The sequence below is a fragment of the Streptomyces sp. PA03-3a genome (assembly GCF_033792735.1).
Classification (GTDB): Bacteria; Actinomycetota; Actinomycetes; order Streptomycetales; family Streptomycetaceae; genus Actinacidiphila.
The window spans coordinates 104,161-127,377 of sequence record NZ_JARAVM010000028.1 but is presented as its reverse complement, the minus strand read 5'-3'; the positions used below and the strand labels follow the sequence as shown (position 1 = coordinate 127,377).

23 protein-coding genes and 1 pseudogene are annotated in these 23,217 nt (G+C 73.8%); 12 read left to right on the top strand and 12 right to left on the bottom strand.

Going from position 1 to position 23,217, the window contains the following annotated elements:
• Nucleotides 1-104, top strand: a pseudogene (locus tag PV342_RS29720) (IS481 family transposase); the annotation flags it as partial.
• A 199-nt stretch (nucleotides 105-303) separates the two neighbouring features.
• On the opposite strand, the gene PV342_RS29715 reads toward PV342_RS29720, so the two are convergent.
• The 6 genes from PV342_RS29715 to PV342_RS29690 form a co-directional block, all read right to left on the bottom strand.
• Nucleotides 304-978, bottom strand: a complete 675-nt coding sequence (locus PV342_RS29715) for a hypothetical protein (RefSeq protein ID WP_360999838.1) — start codon at nucleotides 976-978, stop codon at nucleotides 304-306.
• A gap of 122 nt (nucleotides 979-1,100) precedes the next feature.
• Nucleotides 1,101-1,898 (bottom strand): type III pantothenate kinase, encoded by a 798-nt coding sequence (locus PV342_RS29710; protein WP_018559562.1) that lies wholly within the window; start codon nucleotides 1,896-1,898, stop codon nucleotides 1,101-1,103.
• Complete coding sequence (gene nadC / locus PV342_RS29705; RefSeq protein ID WP_386995450.1) at nucleotides 1,898-2,908, bottom strand: carboxylating nicotinate-nucleotide diphosphorylase; 1,011 nt, start codon at nucleotides 2,906-2,908, stop codon at nucleotides 1,898-1,900. The genes PV342_RS29710 and nadC overlap by 1 nt, the downstream gene beginning before the upstream one ends.
• Nucleotides 2,905-4,632: an L-aspartate oxidase gene (locus tag PV342_RS29700; RefSeq protein ID WP_391580675.1), complete on the bottom strand. Its 1,728-nt coding sequence runs from the start codon at nucleotides 4,630-4,632 to the stop codon at nucleotides 2,905-2,907. The genes nadC and PV342_RS29700 overlap by 4 nt, the downstream gene beginning before the upstream one ends.
• Nucleotides 4,629-5,483, bottom strand: coding sequence for a pantoate--beta-alanine ligase (panC, locus tag PV342_RS29695; protein ID WP_500319350.1), 855 nt, complete (start codon nucleotides 5,481-5,483; stop codon nucleotides 4,629-4,631). Before panC ends, PV342_RS29700 begins: the two co-directional genes overlap by 4 nt.
• Nucleotides 5,480-6,415 carry a Rossmann-like and DUF2520 domain-containing protein gene (locus PV342_RS29690; protein ID WP_018559566.1) on the bottom strand — a complete coding sequence of 312 codons (936 nt, stop codon included), beginning with the start codon at nucleotides 6,413-6,415 and terminating at the stop codon, nucleotides 5,480-5,482. The genes panC and PV342_RS29690 overlap by 4 nt, the downstream gene beginning before the upstream one ends.
• Nucleotides 6,416-6,517: 102 nt before the next feature.
• Here PV342_RS29690 and PV342_RS29685 point away from each other — a divergent pair, with 102 nt between their 5' ends.
• Nucleotides 6,518-7,651: a threonine aldolase family protein gene (locus PV342_RS29685; protein ID WP_396349135.1), complete on the top strand. Its 1,134-nt coding sequence runs from the start codon at nucleotides 6,518-6,520 to the stop codon at nucleotides 7,649-7,651.
• Between the two features lie 243 nt (nucleotides 7,652-7,894).
• Here PV342_RS29685 and PV342_RS29680 read toward each other — a convergent pair whose 3' ends face one another.
• The 3 genes from PV342_RS29680 to cdgB all read right to left on the bottom strand — a co-directional run bounded on the left by PV342_RS29680 (nucleotide 7,895) and on the right by cdgB (nucleotide 11,641).
• Complete coding sequence (locus tag PV342_RS29680) at nucleotides 7,895-8,590, bottom strand: response regulator (RefSeq protein ID WP_386995457.1); 696 nt, start codon at nucleotides 8,588-8,590, stop codon at nucleotides 7,895-7,897.
• A gap of 82 nt (nucleotides 8,591-8,672) precedes the next feature.
• A complete protein-coding gene (locus PV342_RS29675; protein ID WP_500319347.1) occupies nucleotides 8,673-9,866 on the bottom strand; it encodes a sensor histidine kinase in 1,194 nt (397 codons plus the stop codon).
• A 131-nt stretch (nucleotides 9,867-9,997) separates the two neighbouring features.
• Nucleotides 9,998-11,641 carry a diguanylate cyclase CdgB gene (gene cdgB, locus PV342_RS29670; RefSeq protein WP_500319345.1) on the bottom strand — a complete coding sequence of 548 codons (1,644 nt, stop codon included), beginning with the start codon at nucleotides 11,639-11,641 and terminating at the stop codon, nucleotides 9,998-10,000.
• Between the two features lie 408 nt (nucleotides 11,642-12,049).
• Here cdgB and PV342_RS29665 point away from each other — a divergent pair, with 408 nt between their 5' ends.
• Nucleotides 12,050-12,550 (top strand): flavin reductase family protein, encoded by a 501-nt coding sequence (locus tag PV342_RS29665; RefSeq protein ID WP_018559571.1) that lies wholly within the window; start codon nucleotides 12,050-12,052, stop codon nucleotides 12,548-12,550.
• A gap of 40 nt (nucleotides 12,551-12,590) precedes the next feature.
• Here PV342_RS29665 and arfB read toward each other — a convergent pair whose 3' ends face one another.
• Complete coding sequence (gene arfB / locus PV342_RS29660; RefSeq protein WP_026251084.1) at nucleotides 12,591-13,034, bottom strand: alternative ribosome rescue aminoacyl-tRNA hydrolase ArfB; 444 nt, start codon at nucleotides 13,032-13,034, stop codon at nucleotides 12,591-12,593.
• 159 nt (nucleotides 13,035-13,193) lie between these two features.
• On the opposite strand from arfB, the gene PV342_RS29655 reads away from it, so the two are divergent.
• The 6 genes from PV342_RS29655 to PV342_RS29630 all read left to right on the top strand — a co-directional run bounded on the left by PV342_RS29655 (nucleotide 13,194) and on the right by PV342_RS29630 (nucleotide 17,714).
• On the top strand, nucleotides 13,194-13,769 hold the full coding sequence (locus PV342_RS29655) for a TerD family protein (RefSeq protein ID WP_026251085.1): 576 nt from the start codon (nucleotides 13,194-13,196) through the stop codon (nucleotides 13,767-13,769).
• A 261-nt stretch (nucleotides 13,770-14,030) separates the two neighbouring features.
• Nucleotides 14,031-14,387 (top strand): GNAT family N-acetyltransferase, encoded by a 357-nt coding sequence (locus tag PV342_RS29650; RefSeq protein ID WP_400805769.1) that lies wholly within the window; start codon nucleotides 14,031-14,033, stop codon nucleotides 14,385-14,387.
• Nucleotides 14,384-14,878, top strand: coding sequence for a hypothetical protein (locus PV342_RS29645; RefSeq protein WP_089227626.1), 495 nt, complete (start codon nucleotides 14,384-14,386; stop codon nucleotides 14,876-14,878). Before PV342_RS29650 ends, PV342_RS29645 begins: the two co-directional genes overlap by 4 nt.
• Before the next feature lie 55 nt (nucleotides 14,879-14,933).
• Nucleotides 14,934-15,335 carry an SHOCT domain-containing protein gene (locus PV342_RS29640; protein WP_329186409.1) on the top strand — a complete coding sequence of 134 codons (402 nt, stop codon included), beginning with the start codon at nucleotides 14,934-14,936 and terminating at the stop codon, nucleotides 15,333-15,335.
• Nucleotides 15,336-15,451: 116 nt separating this feature from the next.
• Nucleotides 15,452-16,426 carry a zinc-binding dehydrogenase gene (locus PV342_RS29635; protein ID WP_500319341.1) on the top strand — a complete coding sequence of 325 codons (975 nt, stop codon included), beginning with the start codon at nucleotides 15,452-15,454 and terminating at the stop codon, nucleotides 16,424-16,426.
• 73 nt (nucleotides 16,427-16,499) lie between these two features.
• Nucleotides 16,500-17,714 (top strand): GDSL-type esterase/lipase family protein, encoded by a 1,215-nt coding sequence (locus PV342_RS29630; RefSeq protein ID WP_400805773.1) that lies wholly within the window; start codon nucleotides 16,500-16,502, stop codon nucleotides 17,712-17,714.
• Here the strand turns inward: PV342_RS29630 and PV342_RS29625 are convergent.
• Nucleotides 17,701-19,038, bottom strand: a complete 1,338-nt coding sequence (locus PV342_RS29625) for an FAD-binding oxidoreductase (protein WP_400805775.1) — start codon at nucleotides 19,036-19,038, stop codon at nucleotides 17,701-17,703. The genes PV342_RS29630 and PV342_RS29625 overlap by 14 nt on opposite strands.
• On the bottom strand, nucleotides 19,035-19,922 hold the full coding sequence (locus PV342_RS29620) for an LLM class flavin-dependent oxidoreductase (RefSeq protein WP_400805777.1): 888 nt from the start codon (nucleotides 19,920-19,922) through the stop codon (nucleotides 19,035-19,037). The genes PV342_RS29625 and PV342_RS29620 overlap by 4 nt, the downstream gene beginning before the upstream one ends.
• 64 nt (nucleotides 19,923-19,986) lie before the next feature.
• On the opposite strand from PV342_RS29620, the gene PV342_RS29615 reads away from it, so the two are divergent.
• The 3 genes from PV342_RS29615 (at nucleotide 19,987) to PV342_RS29605 (ending at nucleotide 23,186) form a co-directional block, all read left to right on the top strand.
• Entirely contained in the window at nucleotides 19,987-20,355 is a 369-nt protein-coding gene (locus PV342_RS29615; RefSeq protein ID WP_400805780.1) for a winged helix-turn-helix transcriptional regulator, read from the top strand.
• An 82-nt stretch (nucleotides 20,356-20,437) separates the two neighbouring features.
• Nucleotides 20,438-20,908 carry a hypothetical protein gene (locus PV342_RS29610; RefSeq protein WP_400805781.1) on the top strand — a complete coding sequence of 157 codons (471 nt, stop codon included), beginning with the start codon at nucleotides 20,438-20,440 and terminating at the stop codon, nucleotides 20,906-20,908.
• A 232-nt stretch (nucleotides 20,909-21,140) separates the two neighbouring features.
• Nucleotides 21,141-23,186: a glycosyl hydrolase family 28-related protein gene (locus tag PV342_RS29605; RefSeq protein WP_400805784.1), complete on the top strand. Its 2,046-nt coding sequence runs from the start codon at nucleotides 21,141-21,143 to the stop codon at nucleotides 23,184-23,186.
• Nucleotides 23,187-23,217: the final 31 nt, after the last annotated feature.

Sequence of the window (23,217 nt, the reverse complement as noted above, 5' to 3'; positions counted from 1 at the left end):
TCCCCGCCTGGCTGCACACCTACAATCACCACCGCGGACACACCGCGCTGAAGGGCCAACCACCCGCCAGCCGCGTTCCTAACCTCACGGGGCAATACAGCTAGCGCGCCCGTACGCGCCCTGGGGCGGACCGCCGCGGTCAGGACGGCCAGGAGCGCACCCGGTGCCGCGGAGGCCGCCGAACCGGCCGTCAGGGGGCACGCGGAGGCCGCGCCGGGGAGGGCGCGGCGCACCCGTGAACGCGCGGGAGACGTCACGGGAGGGACCCGTGACGTCTCCGGCAGGTCGCGCGCCGATCTCACGTCAGCCCGTGGCGCGCTCCTCGGGCGGCGGCGCGGAGCGGCGGCGCGGCGGGAAGATCTCGGCCGGCGTGGGGACCTTGCGTTTCTCCTCCCCGGGCTCCGGCGCGGCCGGCTCGGCGGGGGGCGCCTTCGGCTCGGGTTTGGGGCCCGGCTTGGGGTCGTCGGAGGCGGACCGGCCGCCGGGCAGCGCGCGCAGCCGGGCCCTGCCCACGGAGGGCGTGCCGCAGGGTTGCGAGGGAGCGGGGATGCGCGCCTCCAGCCGGGCGCGCACGTCGAGTTCCGCCAAGTGCTCGCAGCGGCGCAGCACGGCCCGCCTGCGACGCGCCTCGGCGTCGGTGCACGGCGCGTCGTGCAGTCGGCGCAGCGCGGCGAGGTCGTCCGGCAGGGGCACGTACCCCGTGTCGAGCGCTCCCGTCAGCCGCTCGAGGTAGCCGGCGGCGCTGCCCGGCAGCGCCTCCCGGTACCTGGCGAGCTCGGCGAGCTGGAAGGTCCGCAGCCGCCCGCCCTCGCGGGCCGCCTCGTCGACGTCCTCGGCAAGGCGCAGATAGTCCCTGACCTCGTCGGGGGTGGGGATCATGGTGCTGGACTGAAGGGCCGCTGAGAGGGCGCGCCGGAGCACGCGCAGTTCATCCGCGCTGAACGCCATTCCGCCTCGGGACCCGTGTGGCGTGGGCATGGTCCGACTTTACGTACTAACCGGACAAAATACGCGTAACCAGATATGGCCGGGCGCGCCGCGTGCGTCCCCCGGCGGATCCGCCGGGCCGCAGATCGCCGGGGCGTCAGCTCGTCAGGTCGTCAGGTCGTGGACACGTTCCGCTCGTAGACCAGCCGAAGGCCTATCAGGGTCAGCCAGGGCTCGTGGACGTCGATGACCGCCGACTCGCCCAGCACCAGCGGCGCCAGTCCGCCGGTGGCGATGACCGTGACGTCGTCCGCGTCGTCGGCCAGCTCCCGCGCCATCCGCTCGGCCACGCCGTCCACCTGGCCCGCGAAGCCGTAGAGGATGCCGGACTGCATGGCCTCGATGGTGTTCTTGCCGATGACGCTGCGCGGGCGGGTCAGCTCCACCTTGCGCAGCTGGGCACCGCGGGCGCCCAGGGCGTCCACCGAGATCTCGATGCCGGGGGCGATGGCGCCGCCCGCGTACTCGCCGCGCGCCGTGACCGCGTCGAAGGTGGTGGCCGTGCCGAAGTCCACCACGACGCACGGCCCGCCGTAGAGGTGCACGGCGGCCAGGGCGTTGATGATCCGGTCGGACCCGACTTCCTTGGGGTTGTCGGTGAGCACCGGGACGCCGGTCTTGACGCCGGGCTCCACGAGCACCGCGGGCACGTCGCCGTAGTAGCGGCGCGTCACCTCGCGCAGCTCGTGCAGCACCGAGGGGACGGTGGAGCAGATGGCGATCCCGTGGATGTTGTCGCCCAGTTCCTCGCCGAGCAGCGGGTGCATGCCCATCAGGCCCTGCATGAGCACGGCCATCTCGTCCGCCGTGCGGCGCGGGTCGGTGGAGACCCGCCAGTGCTCGACGATCTCGTCCCCGTCGAACAGCCCCAGGACGGTGTGGGTGTTGCCGACGTCGATGGTGAGCAGCATCAGTCCCGCTCCGACCCCTCGGACCGCAGGTCCAGTCCGATGTCCAGGATCGGCGAGGAGTGCGTCAGGGCGCCCACGGCCAGGTAGTCGACGCCGGTCGCGGCGTAGGCGCGGGCGTTGTCCAGGGTGAGCCGGCCGGAGGACTCCAGCAGGGCGCGGCCCGCGACGATGGCGACCGCCTCCTCCGTGTCGGAGGGGGTGAAGTTGTCCAGCAGGATCAGGTCGGCGCCCGCGTCCAGGACCTCGCGGACCTGGTGCAGGGTGTCGACCTCGACCTCGATCGCCAGCTCGGGGAACTCGTCGCGGACGGCCTTGAAGGCCGCCGCCACGCCGCCCGCGGCGACCACGTGGTTGTCCTTGACCAGGGCCGCGTCCGACAGCGACATGCGGTGGTTGACGCCGCCGCCGCAGCGGACCGCGTACTTCTCCAGCGCGCGCAGGCCCGGGGTCGTCTTCCGGGTGTCGCGGACCTTCGCCTTGGTGCCCTCCAGCGCGTCCGCCCAGCGGCGCGTGGCGGTGGCGATCCCGGACAGCCGGCACATCAGGTTGAGCGCACTGCGCTCCGCGGTCAGCAGGTCCCTCGTACGGGTGCGCACCGAGAGCAGCGTTTGACCGGCCTCGACCCGGTCGCCGTCCTCGACGTGCCGCTCGACCTCGAACTCGTCGGTGCACACGATGGACAGGACCGCCTCGGCGACCCGCAGCCCCGCGACCACGCCGGCCTCGCGCGCGGTGAAGTCACCGGTGGCCATGGCGTCCTCGGGGATGGTGGCCACGGTGGTGACGTCCACCCCGCCGTCCAGGTCCTCCTCGATGGCCATGTGCGCGACGTCCTCGACCAGGACCGGGTCCAGCCCGGCGTCGGCGAGCAGCTGCGCCAGGTCGGGGTCGAGGCCGCACTCGCCCGGGTCGTGCGCGTATTCGCCGTCGGAACCGCAGCCGCAGCCGTCGCCGCAGCCACCGCCTCCGGCGCCGCCGATCTGCAGGAGGGGGAGGTCGGGCGTGCTCATCGCAGGTGCTCCGTTCCGGAACGGGTCGGGGGAAGGTCCGCTGTGGGGGTGGTGCGGATGGTGAGACTAGTGGGTGCGACGGGTGCCGCCGCACCGGACGGAAGCCGTACGACGATGTGCCTGCGCCAGTTCTCGTCGTCCCGCTCGGGGCGGTCCTCGCGCCAGTGGCAGCCGCGCGTCTCCTCGCGGCGGCGGGCCGCCTCCACCAGGATCCGGGCGACCAGGCAGAGGTTGGTCGCCTCCCAGCTCTCCACACAGGGCTCGGCCGTCTTGCCGTCGCGCTCCAGCAGTTCCGCGGCGTCGGCGTACATCCGGCCCAGCGCCGCGGCCGCCTCGTCCAGGCTGGCCTCGCTGCGCAGCACCCCGGCGCCGCGCGTCATGATCCGCTGGATCTCGAAGCGCGCCCCGGCCGCCAGCAGCGGGAAGCGGCTCGGGTCGGGGACCACGGGGGCGCCGGGGGCCGCGGGGTGCTCGGCGATGTCGGCGGCGATGCGCTCGGCGAAGACCAGCCCCTCCAGGAGGGAGTTGGAAGCCAGCCGGTTGGCGCCGTGCACGCCCGTGCAGGCGACCTCGCCGCACGCGTACAGGCCCGGCACCGTGGTGCGGCCGTGCAGGTCGGTGCGGACGCCGCCGGAGGCGTAGTGCGCGGCGGGGGCCACCGGGATCGGCCGGGTGACCGGGTCGATGCCGTTGGCGCGGCAGGCGGCCAGGATCGTCGGGAAGCGCCGCTCCCACATCCGCGCGCCGAAGTGCCGGCCGTCGAGGTACATGTGCTCGGTGCCGGTCTCCTGCATGCGGCGCGTGATGCCCTTGGCGACGATGTCGCGGGGCGCCAGCTCGGCCAGCTCGTGCTGCCCCTGCATGAAGCGCACCCCGTCGGCGTCCACGAGGAAGGCGCCCTCCCCGCGCACGGCCTCGGAGACCAGCGGCTGCTGGCCCTCCGCGTCCGGGCCGAGGAAGAGCACCGTCGGGTGGAACTGGACGAACTCCAGGTCCGAGACCTCCGCGCCGGCGCGCAGCGCGAGGGCCACCCCGTCGCCCGTGGACACCGCCGGGTTGGTCGTGGCCGAGAAGACCTGCCCCATGCCGCCGGTCGCCAGCACCACGGCGCGGGCCCGCACGGAGCCGACGCCGTCGCGCTGTCCCTCGCCCATGACGTGCAGGGTGACGCCCGCGGCGCGGCCCTCGGCGTCGGTCAGCAGGTCCAGCACGAGCGCGTTCTCGATGAACTCGATCCCTGCCTCGCGCACGGCCTCGATCAGCGCCCGGGAGATCTCCAGGCCCGTCGCGTCGCCGCCCGCGTGCGCGATCCGGCGGCGGTGGTGACCGCCCTCCCGGGTCAGCAGGATCTCGCCCGTCGTCTCGCTGGTGTCGAAGTGCGCGCCCGTCGCGATCAGCCGGCGGACGGCGTCGGGGCCCTCGGTGACCAGGGTGCGCACGGCCTCCTCGTCGCAGAGCCCTGCGCCCGCCACCAAGGTGTCGTCCAGGTGCTGCTCGGGGGTGTCGCCCTCGCCCAGGGCGGCGGCGATGCCGCCCTGCGCCCAGCGCGTGGAGCCGTCGTCGAGCCGTGCCTTGGTGACGACGGTGACCTTGGCGCCCTGCGCCGCGCAGCGCAGCGCGACCGTCAGCCCGGCGACGCCGGAACCGACGACCACCACGTCCGCCTCGTGCTCCCAGCCGGGAGCGGGGGCGTGCAGCCGTATGCCTGTACCTGTGCCGCTCATCGGCGGGCTCCGAACTCCAGGGGGACGTTGTCGATCAGCCGCGTCGTGCCGACCTTGGCGGCGACGGCGAGCACCGCCGGCCCGGTGTGGCCGGGGGCGGCCTCGGTGAAGTCGACCGGGTCGATCAGGGCGAGGTAGTCCACCGCCAGGCCGTCGCCCTTCTCCAGCACCGTCCGGGCCGCCGCCCGTACGGCGTCCGGGCCGTCGCCCTGCGCCTCACGACCCGCGAACAGGGCCCGCGAGAGGGTGAGGGCGCTCTCGCGGTCGCCTTCGGAGAGGTAGCGGTTGCGGCTGGACAGGGCCAGGCCGTCCGGTTCGCGGACCGTGGGCACGCCGACGATCTCGGCCGGGAAGTTCAGGTCCGTCACCATGCGGCGGATCAGGGCCAGTTGCTGGGCGTCCTTCTGGCCGTAGAACGCCACGTCCGGCCGGGTCAGGTGGAGCAGCTTGGCGACGACGGTCAGCATGCCGTCGAAGTGGCCGGGACGCGAGGCGCCCTCGTAGCCCTCGCCCATCGGCCCGGCGCTGATCCGCACCTGCGGCCGCCCGCCGGGGTACACCTCGTCGACGGAGGGCGCGAAGACGAGGTCGGCGCCGGCCCGGCCGGCGGTCGCGACGTCGGCGTCGAGGGTGCGCGGGTAGCGGTCGAAGTCCTCGTTCGGCCCGAACTGCAGCGGGTTGACGAAGACGGTGACGACGACGCTGCCGTCCCCCACCCGCTCGCGGGCGGTCCGCACGAGCGTGGCGTGCCCCTCGTGCAGCGCGCCCATGGTCATGACGACGCCGACGAGGCCGGGCCGGCCCTCGACGGCCTCCCGCAGTTCGCGCGCGGTGTGCACCAGTCCGGTCATCGCTCTCCCCCCTCGGCGCCGTCCCCCAGGACGCCCAGCAGCGCCTCGGCGAACTCCGCCTTCAGCATTCCGCCCGCCAGCGCGCGGTCCGCCGTGGCGCGGGCCATCGCGAGGTACGGGGCCACCATCTCCGGTGCGTGCAGGCGCAGTTCCGCAAGGTGCGCCGCGACCGTGCCGGCGTCGCCGCGGGCGACCGGGCCGGTCAGGGCGGCGTCACCGGAACGCAGGGCGTTGTCCAGGGCCGCCCCCAGCAGCGGGCCCAGCATGCGGCCGGGCTCGGCGACACCCGAGGCGCGCAGCAGTTCCATGGACTGGGCGACCAGGGTGACCAGGTGGTTCGCGCCGATCGCCAGGCCCGCGTGGTAGAGCGGACGCGCCGACTCCTCGATCCACTCGGGCTCGCCGCCCATCTCGATCACCAGGGCCTCGGCCGCCATCCGCAGCTCCGCGGGGGCCGTGACGCCGAAGGAGCAGCCGGCCAGCCGCTGCACGTCGACGGAGGTGCCGGTGAAGGTCATCGCGGGGTGCAGCGCCAGCGGCAGCGCGCCCGCGCGCAGGGCGGGCGTCAGCACGCCGGTCCCGTACCGTCCCGAGGTGTGCACCAGCAGCTGGCCCGGCCGTACGGCCCCGGTCTCCGCGAGGCCGGTCACCAGCCCGGGCAGCGCGTCGTCCGGCACGGTCAGCAGGACGAGCTCCGCGCGGGCCAGCACCTCGGCGGGCTCCACCATCGGCACGTCGGGCAGCAGCGCGGCGGCGCGGCGGCGTGAGAGGTCGGACACACCCGACGCCGCGACCGGATGGTGCCCGGCCAGTTTCAGCGCGGCCGCGAGCGCGGGCCCGACCCGCCCCGCGCCGACGACACCGACCGTGAGCCGCGCGGGGCGGGCCTCCACGTCGGGGGGCAGGGGCCCCGGGGTGTGCGATGCGTTCACGCTGCGCTGGCCTTCCGTTCCAGTCCTCACGGGGGTACCGGACGTTCTCGTCAATGCTACGCGAATGTTTCCCGGCGCCCTCCGGGGCGGCAGGATCGGTCCATGACCTCTGCCGATGACGAGAAGGCGCGGCGCACAGCCGCCGTACGCTCCTGCGACCGCGTGCTGTCCTACGGGAAGCCCGCCACGATGCGCGAACGGCTGGCCAGGCTGGCCGGACGGGACGGCCTTGACGGCCGCGTGGACACGTACGGCGACGGGATCGTGGCCGAGCTGGAGCAGCGGGTGGCCGGGCTGCTCGGCACGGAGGAGGCCGTCTGGTTCCCCACCGGGACGATGGCCCAGCAGGTCGCCCTGCGCTGCTGGGCGGGACGCACCGGCAGCCCCGTCGTCGCGCTGCACCCGCTGGCCCACCCCGAGATGCACGAGCGCGGCGCGCTGTCCGCGCTGAGCGGGCTGCGGACCGTCCACCCCACCACGGCCCGCCGGATACCCGACGCCGACGAAGTACGCGGCATGGACGAGCCCTTCGGCACGCTGATGCTCGAACTCCCGCTCCGGGACGCCGGCTTCGTCCTTCCCACCTGGGACGAACTCACCGCTGTCGTCGCCGCGGCACGCGAGCGCGACGCCGTCGTCCACTTCGACGGGGCCCGCCTGTGGGAGTGCCCGCCGCACTTCGGGCACCCCCTGGACGAGATCGCCGGCCTCGCCGACAGCGTGTACGTCTCCTTCTACAAGTCCCTCGGCGGCGTCTCCGGCGCCGCCCTGGCCGGCTCCGCCGACCTCGCCGCCGAGGCGCGCACCTGGCGGCACCGATACGGCGGCCTGGTCTTCCAGCAGTGGCCCGCGGTGCTGGCCGCCCTCGACGGGCTCGACCACGAACTGCCGCGCCTGCCGGAGTACGTCGCCCACGCGAAGGGCGTCGCGGCGGCCCTGCGGGACGCGTTCGCCGAGGGGGCGGGCTGGGTCCGGGTGCACCCGGAGGTACCGCACACGCACCAGTTCCAGGTGTGGCTGGCCGAATCCCCGGACGTCCTCGACGAGGCCACGGTGCGGCAGGCCGAGGAGACCAAGACGGCGCTCTTCGGGCGCTGGGCGGAGGCGGAGGTGCCGGGGGTCGCGATGACGGAGGTCACGGTGGGGGCGTCCGCGCTCGAATGGGACGACGCCGCCGTGCGGGACGCTGTCGCGGACTTCCTCCACCTCGTGGACGCCGTGCGCGGTACCGCCTGAGGCATGTGGGGCCGGTCGCCGTATGCGGGTTGTCTGCGCCTGCGGCGGGCATCCCCCGCCCTCCCGCCCGATTGCCCGGCGCGGTTGGTGCGGGCCTCGCGCGGTTCGTGGTGGGCCGGGGGCGGGGCCTCCGGCCGAAGGCTGGGGGAGGGCGGGAGGGCGGGGGAACAGCCCGCCGCAGGCGCAACGGACCGGCGCACAACAACGCGCCGCAACGACAACCACCCCGCGCAGACGAAGGCCTCAGGCCGCCCCCCCACCGCCGCCCGCCCGAACCAGCCCCGTCTCGTACGCGAGAACCACCGCCTGCACGCGATCCCGAAGCCCCAGCTTCGTGAGGATGCGTCCCACATGCGTCTTCACCGTCGCCTCGCTGAGCACCAGCTTCGCCGCGATCTCCCCGTTGGACAGCCCCTGGGCGACCAGCAGCAGCACCTCGCGCTCACGGTCCGTCAGCCGGTCCAGCTCCTTGTGCGTCGGCTGGCTCGCGCTCGGCAGCAGCGGGGTGAAGCGGTCGAGCAGGCGCCGGGTGGTGCTGGGGGCGACGACCGCGTCGCCGCTGTGGACGGCGCGGATCGCCGCGAGCAGCTCGTCCGGGGGGACGTCCTTGAGCATGAAGCCGCTCGCACCGGCCTTGAGGGCGGAGAAGGCGTACTCGTCGAGGTCGAAGGTGGTCAGGATGAGCACGCGGGGCCCGCCGTCGTCGGGGGTGCGGTCGGGCGCGCCGCAGATCTGGCGGGTGGCCTCGACGCCGTCCAGGCGCGGCATCCGGACGTCCATGAGGACCACGTCCACCGGGGTGGTGCGCAGGGTCTCGACGGCCTCCGCGCCGTCCCCGGCCTCGGCGACGACCTCCATGTCGGGCTGGGCCTGCAGCACCATGCGGAAGCCGGTGCGCAGGAGCACCTGGTCGTCGACGAGCATCACGCGGATCGCCATGGGTCCGGTCCTCTTTCCCTCTGCCTGTGGTCTCTGTTTCCCGCCGTCACACGACGCATCCCCCGTCGCACGGCGCATCCCCCTAGCGCGCGGTCTTCACCGGGAGCACCGCGCTGATGCGGAAGCCCCCGCCGGGGCGCGGTCCGGCGTCCAGGGTGCCGCTGACCATGCCGACGCGTTCGCGCATGCCGATGAGGCCCTGGCCCTGGCCGTCCTCGCCGCCGCCTTCGTACAGCTCCTGCTGGGCGCCGCGCCCGTCGTCCTCGATGAGGAGGCTGAGGTCGCCGTCGCCGAAGGTGAGCCGGACCGTGGCGTGCGCCTCGGGCCCGCCGTGCTTGCGGGTGTTGGTGAGCGCCTCCTGCACGATGCGGTAGGCGGTGAGCTCGACGCCGCTGGCGAGCGGCCGGGACTCCCCCTCGACCTCGAAGGCGACGGGCAGCCCCGCGCCCCGGACCTGCTCTATGAGGTCGGTCAGCTGGTCGACGCCCGGCTGCGGCACGTACTCTCCACCGCCGTCGTCTCCGGCGCGCAGCACCCCGAGGAGGCGGCGCATCTCGGTGAGCGCCTGGCGGCCGGTGGTGGAGATGGTCTCCAGCGCCTGCTTGGCCTGCTCGGGCGAGGCGTCCAGCACATAGGCGGCGCCGTCGGCCTGGACGACCATGACGGAGACGTTGTGGGCGACGACGTCGTGCAGTTCGCGGGCGATGCGCGCGCGTTCGGCGGCGACCGCGGCCTTGGACTGGGCCTCGCGTTCGCGCTGCAGGCGGGCCGCGCGCTCCTCCAGCTCGGCGTAGTAGGCGCGGCGGGTGCGGAGGCTGTCGCCGATGACCCAGGCGAGCAGGAAGGGGACGGCGAGGAAGACGGCGGAGACGGCGTCGGCCCACTGGCCGTCCGTCTCGTTGGGCCAGCGCAGCGTGGAGATGGTGGAGGCGACCAGTCCGCCGGCGAAGGCGATCCGAGAGGCCCAGCGGGCGCCGTTGGCCGCGACGGTGTAGATGATCACCAGCATGGCGAAGTCGCCCGGGTTGGCCTGGACGTCCAGCACCAGCTGGAGCACCCCGACGAGAATGCCGAGCAGCAGCATCTTCTCCGGCATGCGGCGGCGCAGTGCGACCACGGTGGACAGCGCGAGCGCCAGCGGCACGGCTGCGGCCCGGGAGTGCGCGTGCAGTTCGTCGTTGGCGATCCACAGGGAGGAGAACCCGAGCAGGACGAGAGCCCAGAAGCTGTCGACCCAGGTCGGGTGCCTGCGGAGGAAATCGTAGAGACGCTGCACGTAACCCAGCGTAGGCATCCCGGATGTGTGCAGGAGTCAACCGGAGGAGCGATCCGGGGTACTCCCCAGGGTGGACGCGTGCCCTCCGCCGAGGAGGAGACGGGCCGCCCGGGGGGCGCGCCCCCGCCCGGTCAGCCCGCGGCGCGGCGGTGCCCGCGGGTGCCGTTGCGGGAGCGCTTCTCGATGTACATGCGCTGGTCCGCGGACTGCAGCACCTCGTCCGCGGTCATCCCGCAGCCGGCCCAGCCGATGCCGAAGCTGGCGCCGACCCGGACCGCGCGGCCCTCGAAGCGGATCGGCGGGATGATCGCGTTGCGCAGGCGGACGGCGAGGTCCTCGGCGTCCTCGCGGCCGAGGCCGTCGGCGAGGACGACGAACTCGTCGCCGCCCAGCCGGGCCACCGTGTCGCCGTCGCGCACCGCGCTGGTGAGGCGGCGGGCGACCTCGATGAGCACGGCGTCGCCGGTGTGGTGCCCGAAGCGGTCGTTGATCGACTTGAAGCCGTCCAGGTCGCAGAAGAGCACGGCAAGGCCCTTGCCGCCGTCCCCCACGTCGGACGGCTGGACGGTGTGGGTGTGGTGGTCGAAGCCGGCCAGCCGGGCGCTGCCGTCGACCGGGTCGTAGTCGTAGGTGTAGGCGAACTCGTCGGTGCCGTGAGCGGCGGTGTGGCCGTCGGCGTCCGGGGCCTGCGGGCGGGCGCAGATCTTGCCGGACAGCCGGGCGCGCAGCTCGGCGCTGTTGGGCAGGCCGGTGAGCGAGTCGTGGCTGGCGCGGTGGGCGAGGGCGATCTCGCGGCCCTTGCGTTCCTCGATGTCCTCGACGTGGGTGAGCAGGAAGCGCGGGCCGTCGGCGGTGTCGGCGACGACGGAGTTGCGCAGGCTGACCCAGACGTAGCTGCCGTCACGGCGCTGCAGCCGCAGTTCGGCGCGGCCGCCCTCGGCGCTGGTGCGCAGCAGGACGCCGACGTCCTCGGGGTGGACGAGGTCGGAGAAGGAGTGGCGGCGCAGCACCGCGGCGGGGCGGCCGAGCAGCCGGCACAGCGCGTCGTTGGTGCGGACGAGCTTGCCGTGCTGGTCGCCGCCCATCTCGGCGATGGCCATGCCGCTGGGGGCGTACTCGAAGGCCTGCCGGAAGCTCTCCTCGCTGGCCCGCAGCGCCTGTTGCTCGCGCTCCAGACGGACCAGGGCGCGTTGCATATTTGCACGTAGACGCGCGTTGCTGATGGCGATGGCGGACTGGAAGGCGTACATCTGCAACGCCTCGCGGCCCCACGGTCCGGGACGGCGGCCGCCCACGGGGCGGTCGACGGAGATGACGCCGATCAGTTCGCCGGCCCCGGCCGGGTTGGCGTGCATGGGGGCGAGGAGGCGGTCCTCGGGGTGCCACTCGTCGGGGAAGCGGGGCGGCAGGCCGTCACCGGGCCAGCTGGGGACGTCGTCGCCGTCCAGCACCCAGCCCTCGTGGTGGGGTATGAAGCGCAGGGTGCCCCAGCGCTCCCCCATCGTGAGCCGGCGCTCCCAGGAGGCGCGCGAGCCGACCCGGCCGGCCATCAGGGCCTCCGCGGCGGCGCTCCCGGAGACGGCGGCGACGACCAGGTCGCCGTCGGGGCGGACGAGGTTGACCACGGCCAATTCGAAGCCGAGACCCTTGACGACGCCGTCGGCCACGGCCTGCAGGGTGTCGGCGAGACTGCGCGCGCAGTTGAGGTCCGCCACGACCTGGTGCACCTGGCGCAGGGTCGCGAGGCGGACATACGGCTCCGACTCGGTGTCCATGCGCTCTCCCCGGGCCCTCGACGACAACTCCTGAGACTGCTTGTGGTCCGTTGTGGTCCAATTCCCACCGCAACTGAATCACAGCGAGCAGTTCGACCGGTACACAGGGTCAACAATTCATGCCCCTTGTGACTCAAGTCACATCTGATTGTCGTGTTCCGATCACGCAGCGTAGAGCAGACCGGGTGCCCCTCCTCACCCATTGAACACAATCGAGCAGGTGAGCGGGGGTTGTACGACCGGAGGCGGGTACGGCCGGAGGTCCTAGGACCCGGCTCGATCCGAAGTCCGATGCGGGTGGTGCGGCAGTCCGGCTAGCGTCGGGGCGTGTCACAGTCAACCACCTCCGCGCCCCGCATCCCGCATCCTGGGACCGTGCCCGACGGTTCCGAGCCACCCCTGTCCGGCGTGGACAGCGACGCCTTCCGCGCCGTCATGAGCCGCCTCGCCGCGGGGGTGGTCCTGGTGACCGCCCACGACCCCGAGGACGGCCCGCGGGGGGAGGACGTCGGCATGACGGCGACCGCCTTCGTCTCGGTCTCCCTGGAGCCGCCCCTGGTGATGGTGAGCCTGCGCGAGGGATCCCGGATGGACGAGCTGCTGGAGCGCCAGGGGCGCTGGGCGGTGTCCGTGCTCAGCGAGAGCCAGCGGCACATCGCCGGGCGCTTCGCGATGCGCGGCCGCATCAGCGACCGGCTGCTCTTCGAGGACGTGGCCTACTACCGCGGCGAGGCCTCGGGCGCCCCGATCCTCGGCGGCGGCCTGGCCGTGCTCGAGTGCGAGACCGAGCAGCGCGTCCCGGCGGGGGACCACACCCTGGTGATCGCCCGCGTGCTGACCGCGCGCACCCCCAGCGCGGACGGCGCGCCGCTGATGTACTTCCGGGGTCGCTACCGGCACCTCGGCTGAGGCGCGGCGCGGGAACCCGCGGCAAGGACACCTTCCGGGCTCAGGACCAGCCCCGCGGGTCGCGGCCGCGCTTGGTGTCGCCGCGGCGCTTCTTCTCCTTCAGCCGCCGCTCGTTGATGCCGCGCGGGATCTTCGTGGGCCTGCGCGCCTTGGGCGGCGGCGCGGTCGCCTCGGCGAGCAGCGCCGCCAGCCGGGTCATCGCCGCCTCGCGGTTGCGCCACTGCGAGCGGTGCTCGGAGGCCCGTACCACCAGGACGCCGCCCACCAGGCGGGAGGCGAGCCGCTCCAGGGCGCGCTGCTTCCACACCGTGGGCAGCGAATCGGAATTGGCGAGATCGAATCGCAGCTCGACCTGGCTGTCCGAGGTGTTCACATGCTGGCCGCCCGGTCCGGACGAACGGGAGAAACGCCACATCAGCTCGGCCTCCGGTACGGAGACCGAGCCGCGGACGACGAGTGGAGGCGGCCCTGACATGCCTCCCATGATCCCGCCGACGGCCGCCGGAGTCACAGGATTTTCCGGGACATGGCCCCGGAGGCGGTTTTCGCCGTAAAGGAACCAAGCCGGCCTCTCACGACGTTCCCCCCTGTGAAGGTAGCGTCGACGTCGGCACGAATGACCGACATCACGGAGGGGACTCCCATGGCTGTAAGCCTGTCGAAGGGCGGCAACGTCTCGCTCACCAAGGAAGCACCGGGCCTGACGGCCATCACGGTGGGCCTGGGCTGGGACGTGCGCACGACCACCGGCACCGACTTCGACCTCGACGCGAGCGCCATCGCGCTCAACCCGAGCGGCAAGGTCTACGCGGACCCTTACTTCGTCTTCTTCAACAACAAGCAGACGCCGGACCAGAGCATCGTCCACACCGGCGACAACCGCACCGGCGAGGGCGCGGGCGACGACGAGGCCATCAACGTCAACCTGGCGGGGCTGCCCGGCGACGTCGAGCGGATCGTCTTCCCCGTCTCGATCTACGACGCCGAGACCCGCAGCCAGAACTTCGGCCAGGTGCGCAACGCCTACATCCGCATCGTCAACCAGGCCGGCGGCGCCGAGATCGCCCGCTACGACCTCAGCGAGGACGCCGCCACCGAGACCGCCATGGTCTTCGGCGAGCTCTACCGCAACGGCGCCGAGTGGAAGTTCCGCGCGGTCGGCCAGGGCTACGCCTCCGGCCTCGCCGGCATCGCCACCGACTTCGGTGTCGGCCTCTGACACCGTCCGGTTGCCGAGAGCCTCACTCGATGAGGCGCCTCATGCCCCGCACGCGACGAGCGTGCGGGGCATGCCGGTGCTCGAACCCCTCGTGCCGGTGGACGGCTCCCTCCCGCCCGGCGTCCTCGCCGGACTGACGGAGGTGTACGCCTCCAACCCAGGCTCCACCGCGCCACCGGGGACTTCCCCGACCCCGGATCCGTCACCCTGGAGCAGGTCGCGAGCAGCGTCGCCGCCGAACTCGCGCACCCCGCCGCGGAAGTGCTGCCCGCCCGCGACGACGCGGACGGGAGCCTCGTGGGCCTCGCCGTCACCCTCGCCGAGCACCCGGACCCCGCCGACCCGTTCCCCTGGATCGGCCTGCTGATGGTGCACGGGAGCCGGCACCGCTCGGGCCTGGGCCGCGAAATCGCCGGACTGGTCGAGGAACGGCTGCGCGCGCGAGGGCGGGACGGGGTGCGCCTGGCGGTCCTCGACAGCAACCCGGGCGCGCCGGCGTTCTGGCGGTCGCTCGGCTACCGCGTGATCGACCACCGTGAGGACCGGCGGACGGGCCGCCCCTGCTCCGTCCTCCACAAGAACCTGCCGCCGGGGCCGCCACGTACCATCGGCGGGTGATCGACCTCGGCTACTCGCTCTCCCGCCGCTTTCCCGACCCCCCGCAGACCGACTACCGCACCGCCGACGTACGGGCGCTGCGCCACGACCTGTTCTGCGGGGACGTCTACGTGGCGGACGTGACGGCCGACCGCGAACTGTCCACAGCCTGGGGATGGGTGCCCGTCCTCGACTTCGCGTGGGCGCTCTGCGACATCGTCGAGCAGCTGGACCGCGACCCGCTCGGCAGCCGTGCGGCCCGCCCCCAGTACGCCGAGCTGGACTTCACCGAGTCCACCGACCGGCTCCGCTTCCGGCGCCGCTTCGGATTCGTCGACGTCAGCGCCGACTGGGCGCCGGACGACCGGCCGCTCTCCCTCGCCCACGCCGAGCTGCGCCGCGAGGCCCGCGACTTCCTGCACGACCTGGTCGCCGACCTCGCCGACATGCACGACGGCCTCGACGCGAACCCGGTGATCTGGGAACTGACGGCGCGTTTCCCCCGGCTGTAGCCCGAACGGCGCAATCCCGGGTGCGGGACTCGTTCGGCCGTCGTCCACTTGGGGCATGGACGACTACCCTCTGCTGAACCTCTTCTGGACGATGCTCCTGATCTTCTGCTGGGTGCTGTGGTTCTTCCTGCTCTTCAGGATCATCGGGGACCTCTTCCGCGACCACACCGTCGGCGGCTGGGCCAAGGCCGGCTGGATCATCGTGCTGATCTTCCTGCCCTTCATCGGCGTGCTGATCTACGTCATCGCCAGGGGCAGGGGCATGGCGGAGCGCGACCAGAAGCAGGCGAAGGAAATGGACGCGGCCTTCAAGCAGTACGTGCGGGAGGCCGCCGCGGGCGACGGCGGAGCGGCGGGCGGCAACGTCGACCAGCTGTCCAAGCTCGCCGAGCTCAAGAGCCAGGGCCACATCACCGAGGACGAGTACACCAAGGCGAAGGCGAAGCTCCTCGCTTGACCTGCTCGACGGGCTTGACCTGCTCGACGGGCTTGACCTCGACCTCGCTTGAGGTTGAACAGTGGGCGGTGCGGATCATCCGACCGCCCACTGCGTCATGTCCAGGGGGAAGCACCGTGCACGCCATCCGTCTCCACGCGTTCGGCCCGGCAGGCAACCTGCGCCACGAGAAGACCGGGGACCCGGAACCCGGCCCCGGCGAGGTGCGCATCGCCGTCGCCGCCGCGGGTGTCCATGTGATCGACACCGCCATCCGCTCCGGCGACCCCAAGGGCCCCTACCCGCTGCCCGAACTGCCCACGGTCCCCGGCCGCGAGGTGGCCGGCACCGTGGAGGCCACCGGGGAGGGCGTCGGCCCGGAGTGGCTCGGCCGGCCCGTCGTCGCCCACCTCGGCACGGTGCCGGGCGGATACGCCGAACTCGCGGTCACCGCCGTCGAGAAGCTCCACGTACTGCCGGACGGCCGCGACGCCGCCGAAGCCGTCGCCATGATCGGCACCGGCCGCACGGCCATGGGCATCCTGCGGCAGACGCCCCTCGGCCCCGCCGACACGGTCGTGGTCACCGCGGCGGCGGGCGGTCTCGGCTGCCTGCTGGTGCAGGCGGCGCACGCCGCGGGCGCGGTCGTCCTCGGGCTCGCCGGCGGGCCCGCCAAGACCGCGCGCGTCCTGGAGCTGGGCGCGGACGCCGCCGTCGACTACTCCGCCGAGGGCTGGACGGACACGGCCGAAAAGGCCCTGGCCGGGCGGCCGGGCACGGTCGTCCTCGACGCCGTCGGCGGCGGCCTCGGACGCGGCGCGGTGGACCTGCTGGGCCCCGGCGGGCGGCACGTCGTGTACGGCTGGGCGTCCGGCGGGCCGCTGCGGTTCACGCCCGGGGAACTGGCCGCGCGCGGCATCACCTCTTCGGTGGTCCTCGGTCCGCCCATGCTGCGGATCGGCCTGCGGACGCTGGAGGAGGAGGCCCTCGCCGCGTGGACGTCCGGCCGGCTCACCCCCGCCGTGCAGCGCTTCCCGCTCGCCGAGGCCGCCGCCGCGCACACGGCGCTGGAGGGCCGCGGCACGATGGGCAAGGTCGTCCTCGTGCCGTAGGGGCCGCGGCACCGGTTGCCGGATCCCTGGGCGCCGCCGTGTGGCCGCGGCCGGTCCCGGGCAGGGAGGAAACGTGACAACAGCGACGCACTCCCTGCGCGCGGTCCCGCTGACCGGAGGACCGGTGGAGATCCGCGGCGCGCTCGACCTGGAGCGGACGCGCGCCGGGCTGCTGCCGCGGCGTCTTCCGGCGTGGACGCGGTCGCAGTACCCGGACGTCTTCATGGACGAGACGACCGCCCTGCCCTCCGGCGTACGGCTGGCGTTCCGCACCGCCGCCCGAGTGGTCGAGCTGGAGCTGCTGACCTCGGTCTGGCAGCTGGCGGGGACCTCAGAGCCGCTGCCCGCCGGGGTCGTCGACCTGGTCGTCGACGGCAGGCGCGCCGGCAGCGCCCCCGCGCCGCCCGGGGACGTGCTCCACAAGCCGGACCTCTTCGCCGAGCCCTCCCGGCGCGAGGCGGGGGCGCCGGGGCGGGTCCGCTTCGACGGCCTGCCCGGCGGAGAGAAGGACGTCGAGCTGTGGCTGCCGCAGCAGACCCGCACCGAGCTGGTCGGGCTGTGGGCGGACGCCGAGGTGCTGCCGCCGCGCCCGACCGGCCGGCGGCGCTGGATCCACCACGGCAGCTCCATCAGCCACTGCGCCGCGGCGGAGTCCCCGACCGCCACCTGGCCCGCGCTCGCCGCGGCCCTGGCCGGGGCCGAGCTGCTCAACCTGGGGCTCGGCGGCAACGCGATGCTCGACCCGTACGTCGCCCGGACCATCCGGGACCTGCCGGCCGACCTGATCAGCCTCAAGCTGGGCATCAACATCGTGAACCGGGACGCCTTCCGGCTGCGCTCCTTCGGCCCGGCGGTGCACGGCTTCCTCGACACCGTCCGAGACGGGCACCCGGACGTCCCGCTGCTGGTCGTCTCTCCCATCAGCTGCCCGGTCGTGGAGACCACCCCCGGCCCGACCGCGCCCGACCTGTCGGCCGCCGTCCCGCGGGTGGTGGCCATGGGCTCTCCCGCGGACGTCCCCGGCGGCGCGCTCACGCTCACCGTCATCCGGGCGGAACTGGCCCGGATCGTCGCGGCCCGGGCCGCCTCCGGCGACCAGAACCTGCACTACCTGGACGGCCGCCGGCTCTTCGGCCCGGGCGACGTCGCCGACCTGCCGGACGACCTGCACCCCAACGCCGCGGGCTACCGGCGGATGGGACGGCGCTTCGCCGCGCTGGCCTTCGGGCCGCGCGGGCCGTTCGCGGAGCGCCGGCGGTCCGGTCCGGGCGCGGTCAGCCCACGGTGAGCGGGCGCAGGACGCCGTCCGGGTCGTGGCGCCGCCAGAGCTCGCGCACCCGCGCGCCGGTGGCGCCCGGGTAGGCGCGGTCGAAGACGCCGGGCCCGGTGCCGCTCTCGAAGTTCACATAACTGCCGGTGCCGTGCTCGCGGACCGGCGCCCACAGGCGGTGCAGGTCGTCGTGCCCGTGCGGCGGGAAGAGGTTGCCCTGCGCCATGACCTGTGCGGTGCGGTGGGCGTAGGCGGTGGCGCCGGCCGGGACGTCGTTGATCGCGCCCCCGAGCGAGCGCAACTGGACGAAGGCCGGCCGGTGCCGGTCGCCGGCGGTCGCCATGACGGCGCGCGCCGCGTCCCGGGTCAGCGCCGGCAGCAGCGAGTTGGTGCTCACCACGGGCTGCCGGCCGGTGTTCGCGTGCTCGTGGGCGCCGGAGACCAGCGCGGTGTACGCGGCGAGCTGCGCGGTCGCCTGGAGCGGGCGGTGCCGCCCGGACAGCAGGGGGCCGAGGGCCTCGCGGACGCGGTCGGGGTCGTCGTCGGCCGCGGCGACGGTGACGGAGAGCGCGAGGGCCGGGCCGTTGGACAGGATGTGGGCGGCCGAGGTGAGCGTTCGCGGCGCGGCGGCCATCGCGGACGCCCACTGCGCCAGCGCGCCGCCCGCGGGGTCGGCCTCGAAGACCAGCTGGGCCACGCCGATGTCCCCCAGCTCCATCGCCTCGATCTCGAAGGCGGTCACGACACCCACGCCCGCGCCCGCCCCGCGCACCGCCCAGAACAGGTCCGGGTGGTGCGCGGCGTCGGCGCGCAGCGCGGTCCCGTCGGCCAGGACGAGTTCGGCGGCGCGCACCCGGTCGACGGTGAGGCCGTACGTGCGGGCGAGCCAGCCGATGCCGCCCGCGGTGGCCAGGCCGCCGGCCGCGACGTTGCCGTGGTCGCCCGAGCTGACGGCCAGCCGGTGGGGCGCGAGGGCGGCGGCAACCCGGCCCCAGCGGGCGCCCGCGCCGATCCGCACGAGGCGGGTCCCCCGGTCCAGGACCCGTACCTCGTCGAGCCCGGAGAGGTCGACGACGACACCCCCGTCGTTGGACGACCGGCCGGACAGCCCGTGGCCGCCGGAGCGCACGGAGACGGGCAGCCCCTGCGCCCGGGCCGCCGCGAGGGCGGCCGCGATGTCGCCGGGCCCCCGGACGAGGACCACGGCGGCGGGGCGGGCGACGGTGGTGTAGGTGGAGCGCAGCAGCGGGTAGCGGGAGTCGCCGGGGAGCACGGTCCGCTCCGCGAGGGCGGCCGGCACGGCGAAGGCGGCGGCCGGGGCGGCGCCGTGGCCGGGGTTCACCGGGCCACCCGCTCGCGTACGGCGGGCACGACCTCGCGGGCGAAGACCTCCATCTGCCGCCGGTGCGCGGTGACGGGCCAGAAGACGAAGGTGTCGAAGCGCAGTTCGGTCGCCCATTCGGCGAGGGTGTCGGCCCACCGGCCGGCGTCCCCGTTCAGGCCGGGGGCCCCGGAGCCGCCGATCACGCCGATCACGTTGTAGATGCGGCGGACGCGCGCCGGATCGCGTCCGGCGGCGTGGGCGGCCTCGTCGACGATCCGCTGGCGCTCCGGCACCTCCTGGGGCGGGACGTAGATGTTCAGCGGCGAGATCCAGCCGTCCGCCGCCCGGCCCGCGACCGCCAGCATCCGCGGCCGCTGCCCGCCGAGCCACAGCTCGACCCGGCGCTGCGGCACGGGGCCGGCCTGATAGCCGGGCACGGTGAGCACCTCGCCGCGGTGCCGCACGGGGCCGCCGTCCAGGGCGGTCCGCATGATCCGCAGCGATTCCTCGGTGTACGCCACCACCTCGCGCGGCGGCATCGGCGGCGCCCCCATCGAGCCGATCGCCTCCGGTATCCCGCCGCCGCCCACGCCGAGCCGGAACCGCCCGCCGGAGGCCGCGGCCAGGCTCGCGGCGGCCTTGGCGAGCATGACCGGGGGCCGCAGCCGCAGGTCGGCGACGTCGGTGAAGACGGAGATGCGCGAGGTGCGGGCCGCGACGAGGGCGGACAACGTCAGCGCGTCGAGGTGCCCGGGCTGGTACGGGTGGTCCTGCAGGGCGAGCAGGTCCAGCCCCGCGGCGTCCGCGGCGGCGGCCAGCTCCAGCGTCTCCGGCAGGCGGTCGGCGTCCGGGTCGAGGCTCAGTCCGAAGCGGAGCCGCTGTGCACGGTCGGTGGTGTCCATGGCTTCAGCGTCGGGGGGCCGTCGCCTTCGACAAAGACAAGGGTTAGTGGCTAATATTTTGTAAGTGACTTTCTATGAAACCACCGACTCCGGCATCGACGCCGAGGCCTGCACCGCCTTCCAGGCCGTCCTCGAACAGGTCGGCCGGCGCTGGACCGGCGCCGTCCTGCTGGCCGCCGCCCGCGGCGCCCGGCGCTTCACCGACTACCGCCGGATGGTGCCGGGCATCTCCGACCGGCTGCTCTCGCAACGCCTCAAGGAGATGGAGAGCCTCGGCCTCATCGGCCGCGAGGTCGTCCCCAGCACGCCCGTGCAGGTCCTCTACCGCCCCTCCGCCCGCGGCACCGAACTGCTCGCCGTCCTCGAACCGCTCATCGCCTACGGCCTGCGCCACGCGCCCGGCCCGCCGGCCGCCTCCGTGCCGGTTCGCTGACCCCGCAGCCCGGGTGGACAGCGGCGCCCGGGTCGGCCAGGCTGCCTCGGCGATCTTGTGCGGGCGAGGGATGGGGAGTTCGATGGAGCGCGTCCGTTTCCGGCCGACCTGGTACCAGAGACTGGCGCCGCTGCTGCCCGGCGCCCTCCTCGTCACCTCCCTGACGATCGCCGCGCCGCTGCTCTCGCCCCACCCCGCGGGCCCCGACTTCACGTTCGCGGCGGCGGTGTGGCTCGCGATGCCGGCGGCGCTGCTGCTGTCCGCGCGGTTCGGCGTCACGCTGACCCCTACGGCCGCGGTGGTGCACAACCCGCGGCGCAGGACGATCCGCTGGGCGGACGTCCAGGGCATCTGGGTCGAGTCGGGCACAGGAGTGCGGCGGGTGGTGATCTGCGAGGCGGGCGGCCGGCTCACCCGTCTGCGGGCACCCGCCACCGGCGTGCTGTACCAGGACGCGGCCTTCGAGGAGAAGTTCCGGACCATCGGCGAGTGGTGGCTGCGCCACCGCGGACCGCAGTGGACTCCCCTGCCCCAGCCGTGGCGCAGCCGGTGAGCCGGCTCCCCGACCCCGCGTCCGCGCGCTCACACTCACCCGGCTCCGCAATGAGTCACGCAAGAAACGCAAAATACGAACAGCCAGCCGCACTTGTGCATCACCATGCCGAAAACATCGCGCAGGAGCCTTGTGAACCGGCCTGACGGATCCTTACTGTCGCCTCACCTCACGACGTCCGCTCCGCCTCGAACGTCCCGGGCGGTCGCGCCTTACGAGAGAAGAGCTGGGGATGACACGGAGCAGCAGGAGTGCGTGGCGAAGAGCCGTGGCGGTCGTCGCGGTGGCGGCCGGCATCGGCGCCGGCATCGGCCCGGTCGGCGCGACGGCCCAGGCCGGCACCGCGTCGGCGAAGGGCGCGGTCCGTCCGGTCGTGACGCGGGCGGCACTTGACCCGGCGCTGGTCGAAGGCCGCGGCGCCGACCTCGGGTTCGTGGAGCAGGAGGCCGAGAACGCCGTCACGGACGGGGAGGTCATCGGCCCGGACCGGACCGCGTACACGCTCCCCGCGGAGGCGTCGGGCCGCAGGGCGGTCACCCTGCGGCCGGGCCGGTACGTGGAGTTCACGCTGCCGAGCGCCGCCAACGCGATCACTGTGCGGTACAGCGTCCCGGACGCGCCCGGCGGTGGCGGCATCACCGCGCCGCTCGACGTGACGGTGAACGGCCGCGCCCGTACGACGATGACCCTGACCTCGCAGTACTCCTGGCTCTACAACCAGTACCCGTTCTCCAACGACCCTCGGGCCGGACTGCTCCACGACGACTGGTGGATCACCGAGTGCGGCTGCGTGCCCAACGCGACCACCCCGGCCCCGGTGATCTCCAAGCCCTTCCGTCCGAACCACTTCTACGACGAGCAGCGCCTCCTGATGGGACGGACGTACAAGGCGGGCGACCGCGTCCGGCTGACCGTCCCCACGCGCGCCGGGGCCGTGCCGACGACCGTGGACCTCCTCGACTCCCAGCTCGTCGCGCCGCCCCGCGTCTCGCTGCTCGCCGCCAACGTCCTCGCCTTCGGTGCCGACCCGACCGGACGCCGGGACTCCGCGGGCGCCCTCGACAAGGCGATCGCCTTCGCCCGCCGCGCGCACCTGAAGGTCTACGTCCCGCCGGGCACCTACCAGGTCAACCGGCACATCATCGTGGACGACGTCACGATCGAGGGCGCCGGCAGCTGGTACACGGTCTTCAAGGGCAGGGAGGTCGCGCTCGACTCCCCCGCCCCCGACAACTCCGTCCACACCGGCGTCGGCTTCTACGGCAAGGACGCGTCGGCCGGCGGCAGCCGCGACGTCCACCTGTCGGGCTTCGCGATCGAGGGCGACGTCCGCGAACGCATCGACACCGACCAGGTGAACGGCGTCGGCGGGGCGATGAGCGACTCCACCATCGACGGCCTGTACATCCACCACACCAAGGTGGGCATGTGGTTCGACGGCCCGATGTCGGACCTGCGGATCACGGACAACGTCATCACCGACCAGATCGCCGACGGCCTCAACTTCCACACCGGCGTCACGGACTCGGTCGTCCGCAACAACTTCGTCCGCAACTCCGGCGACGACGGGCTGGCGATGTGGTCGGAGAAGACGGGCAACGCCCGCAACACCTTCGACCGCAACACCGTGCAGTCACCCGTGCTCGCCAACGGCATCGCGGTCTACGGCGGTACCGACAACACCGTCTCCGGCAACCTGATCGCCGACCCCGTCCGCGAGGGCAGCGCCCTCCAGGTGGGCTCCCGCTTCGGCGCCGAGCCGTTCACCGGGCACCTGTGGATCACCGGCAACACCACGGTGCGGGCCGGCACGTACGAGCTGAACTGGAACATCGGCCTCGGCGCGATCTGGTTCTACGCCCTGGAGAGGAACATCGACGCCGACATCCGCGTGACCGGCGACCACTTCCTCGACAGCACCTACAACGCGATCATGCTGGTCGCCGACTGGCCGGTGAAGGACACCTACTCGATCAGGAACGTGCACTTCAAGGACATCCGGGTGGACGGCACCGGTACCTCGGTCGTCAGCGCCCGGGTCGCCGGCTCGGCGTCCTTCGAGAACGTCGACGCCCGCAACGTGGGCGCGGTCGGCGTCAACAACTGCGGGTCCTTCAACTTCCCCGCCACCGGCTCCGAGTTCTCCCTGACCGACCTCGGCGGCAACGACGGCGGCGGCACCACGGGTCCCTGGCTTGGCGCGTGGCAGCTGCCCAACACCATCACCTGCGACGACCGTCCCCCGGTCGTCGCTCCCCCGGGTCCCACCCCCTGGTGACGAGCGCCCGTGCCCGGCCCGTGGGAGCCAC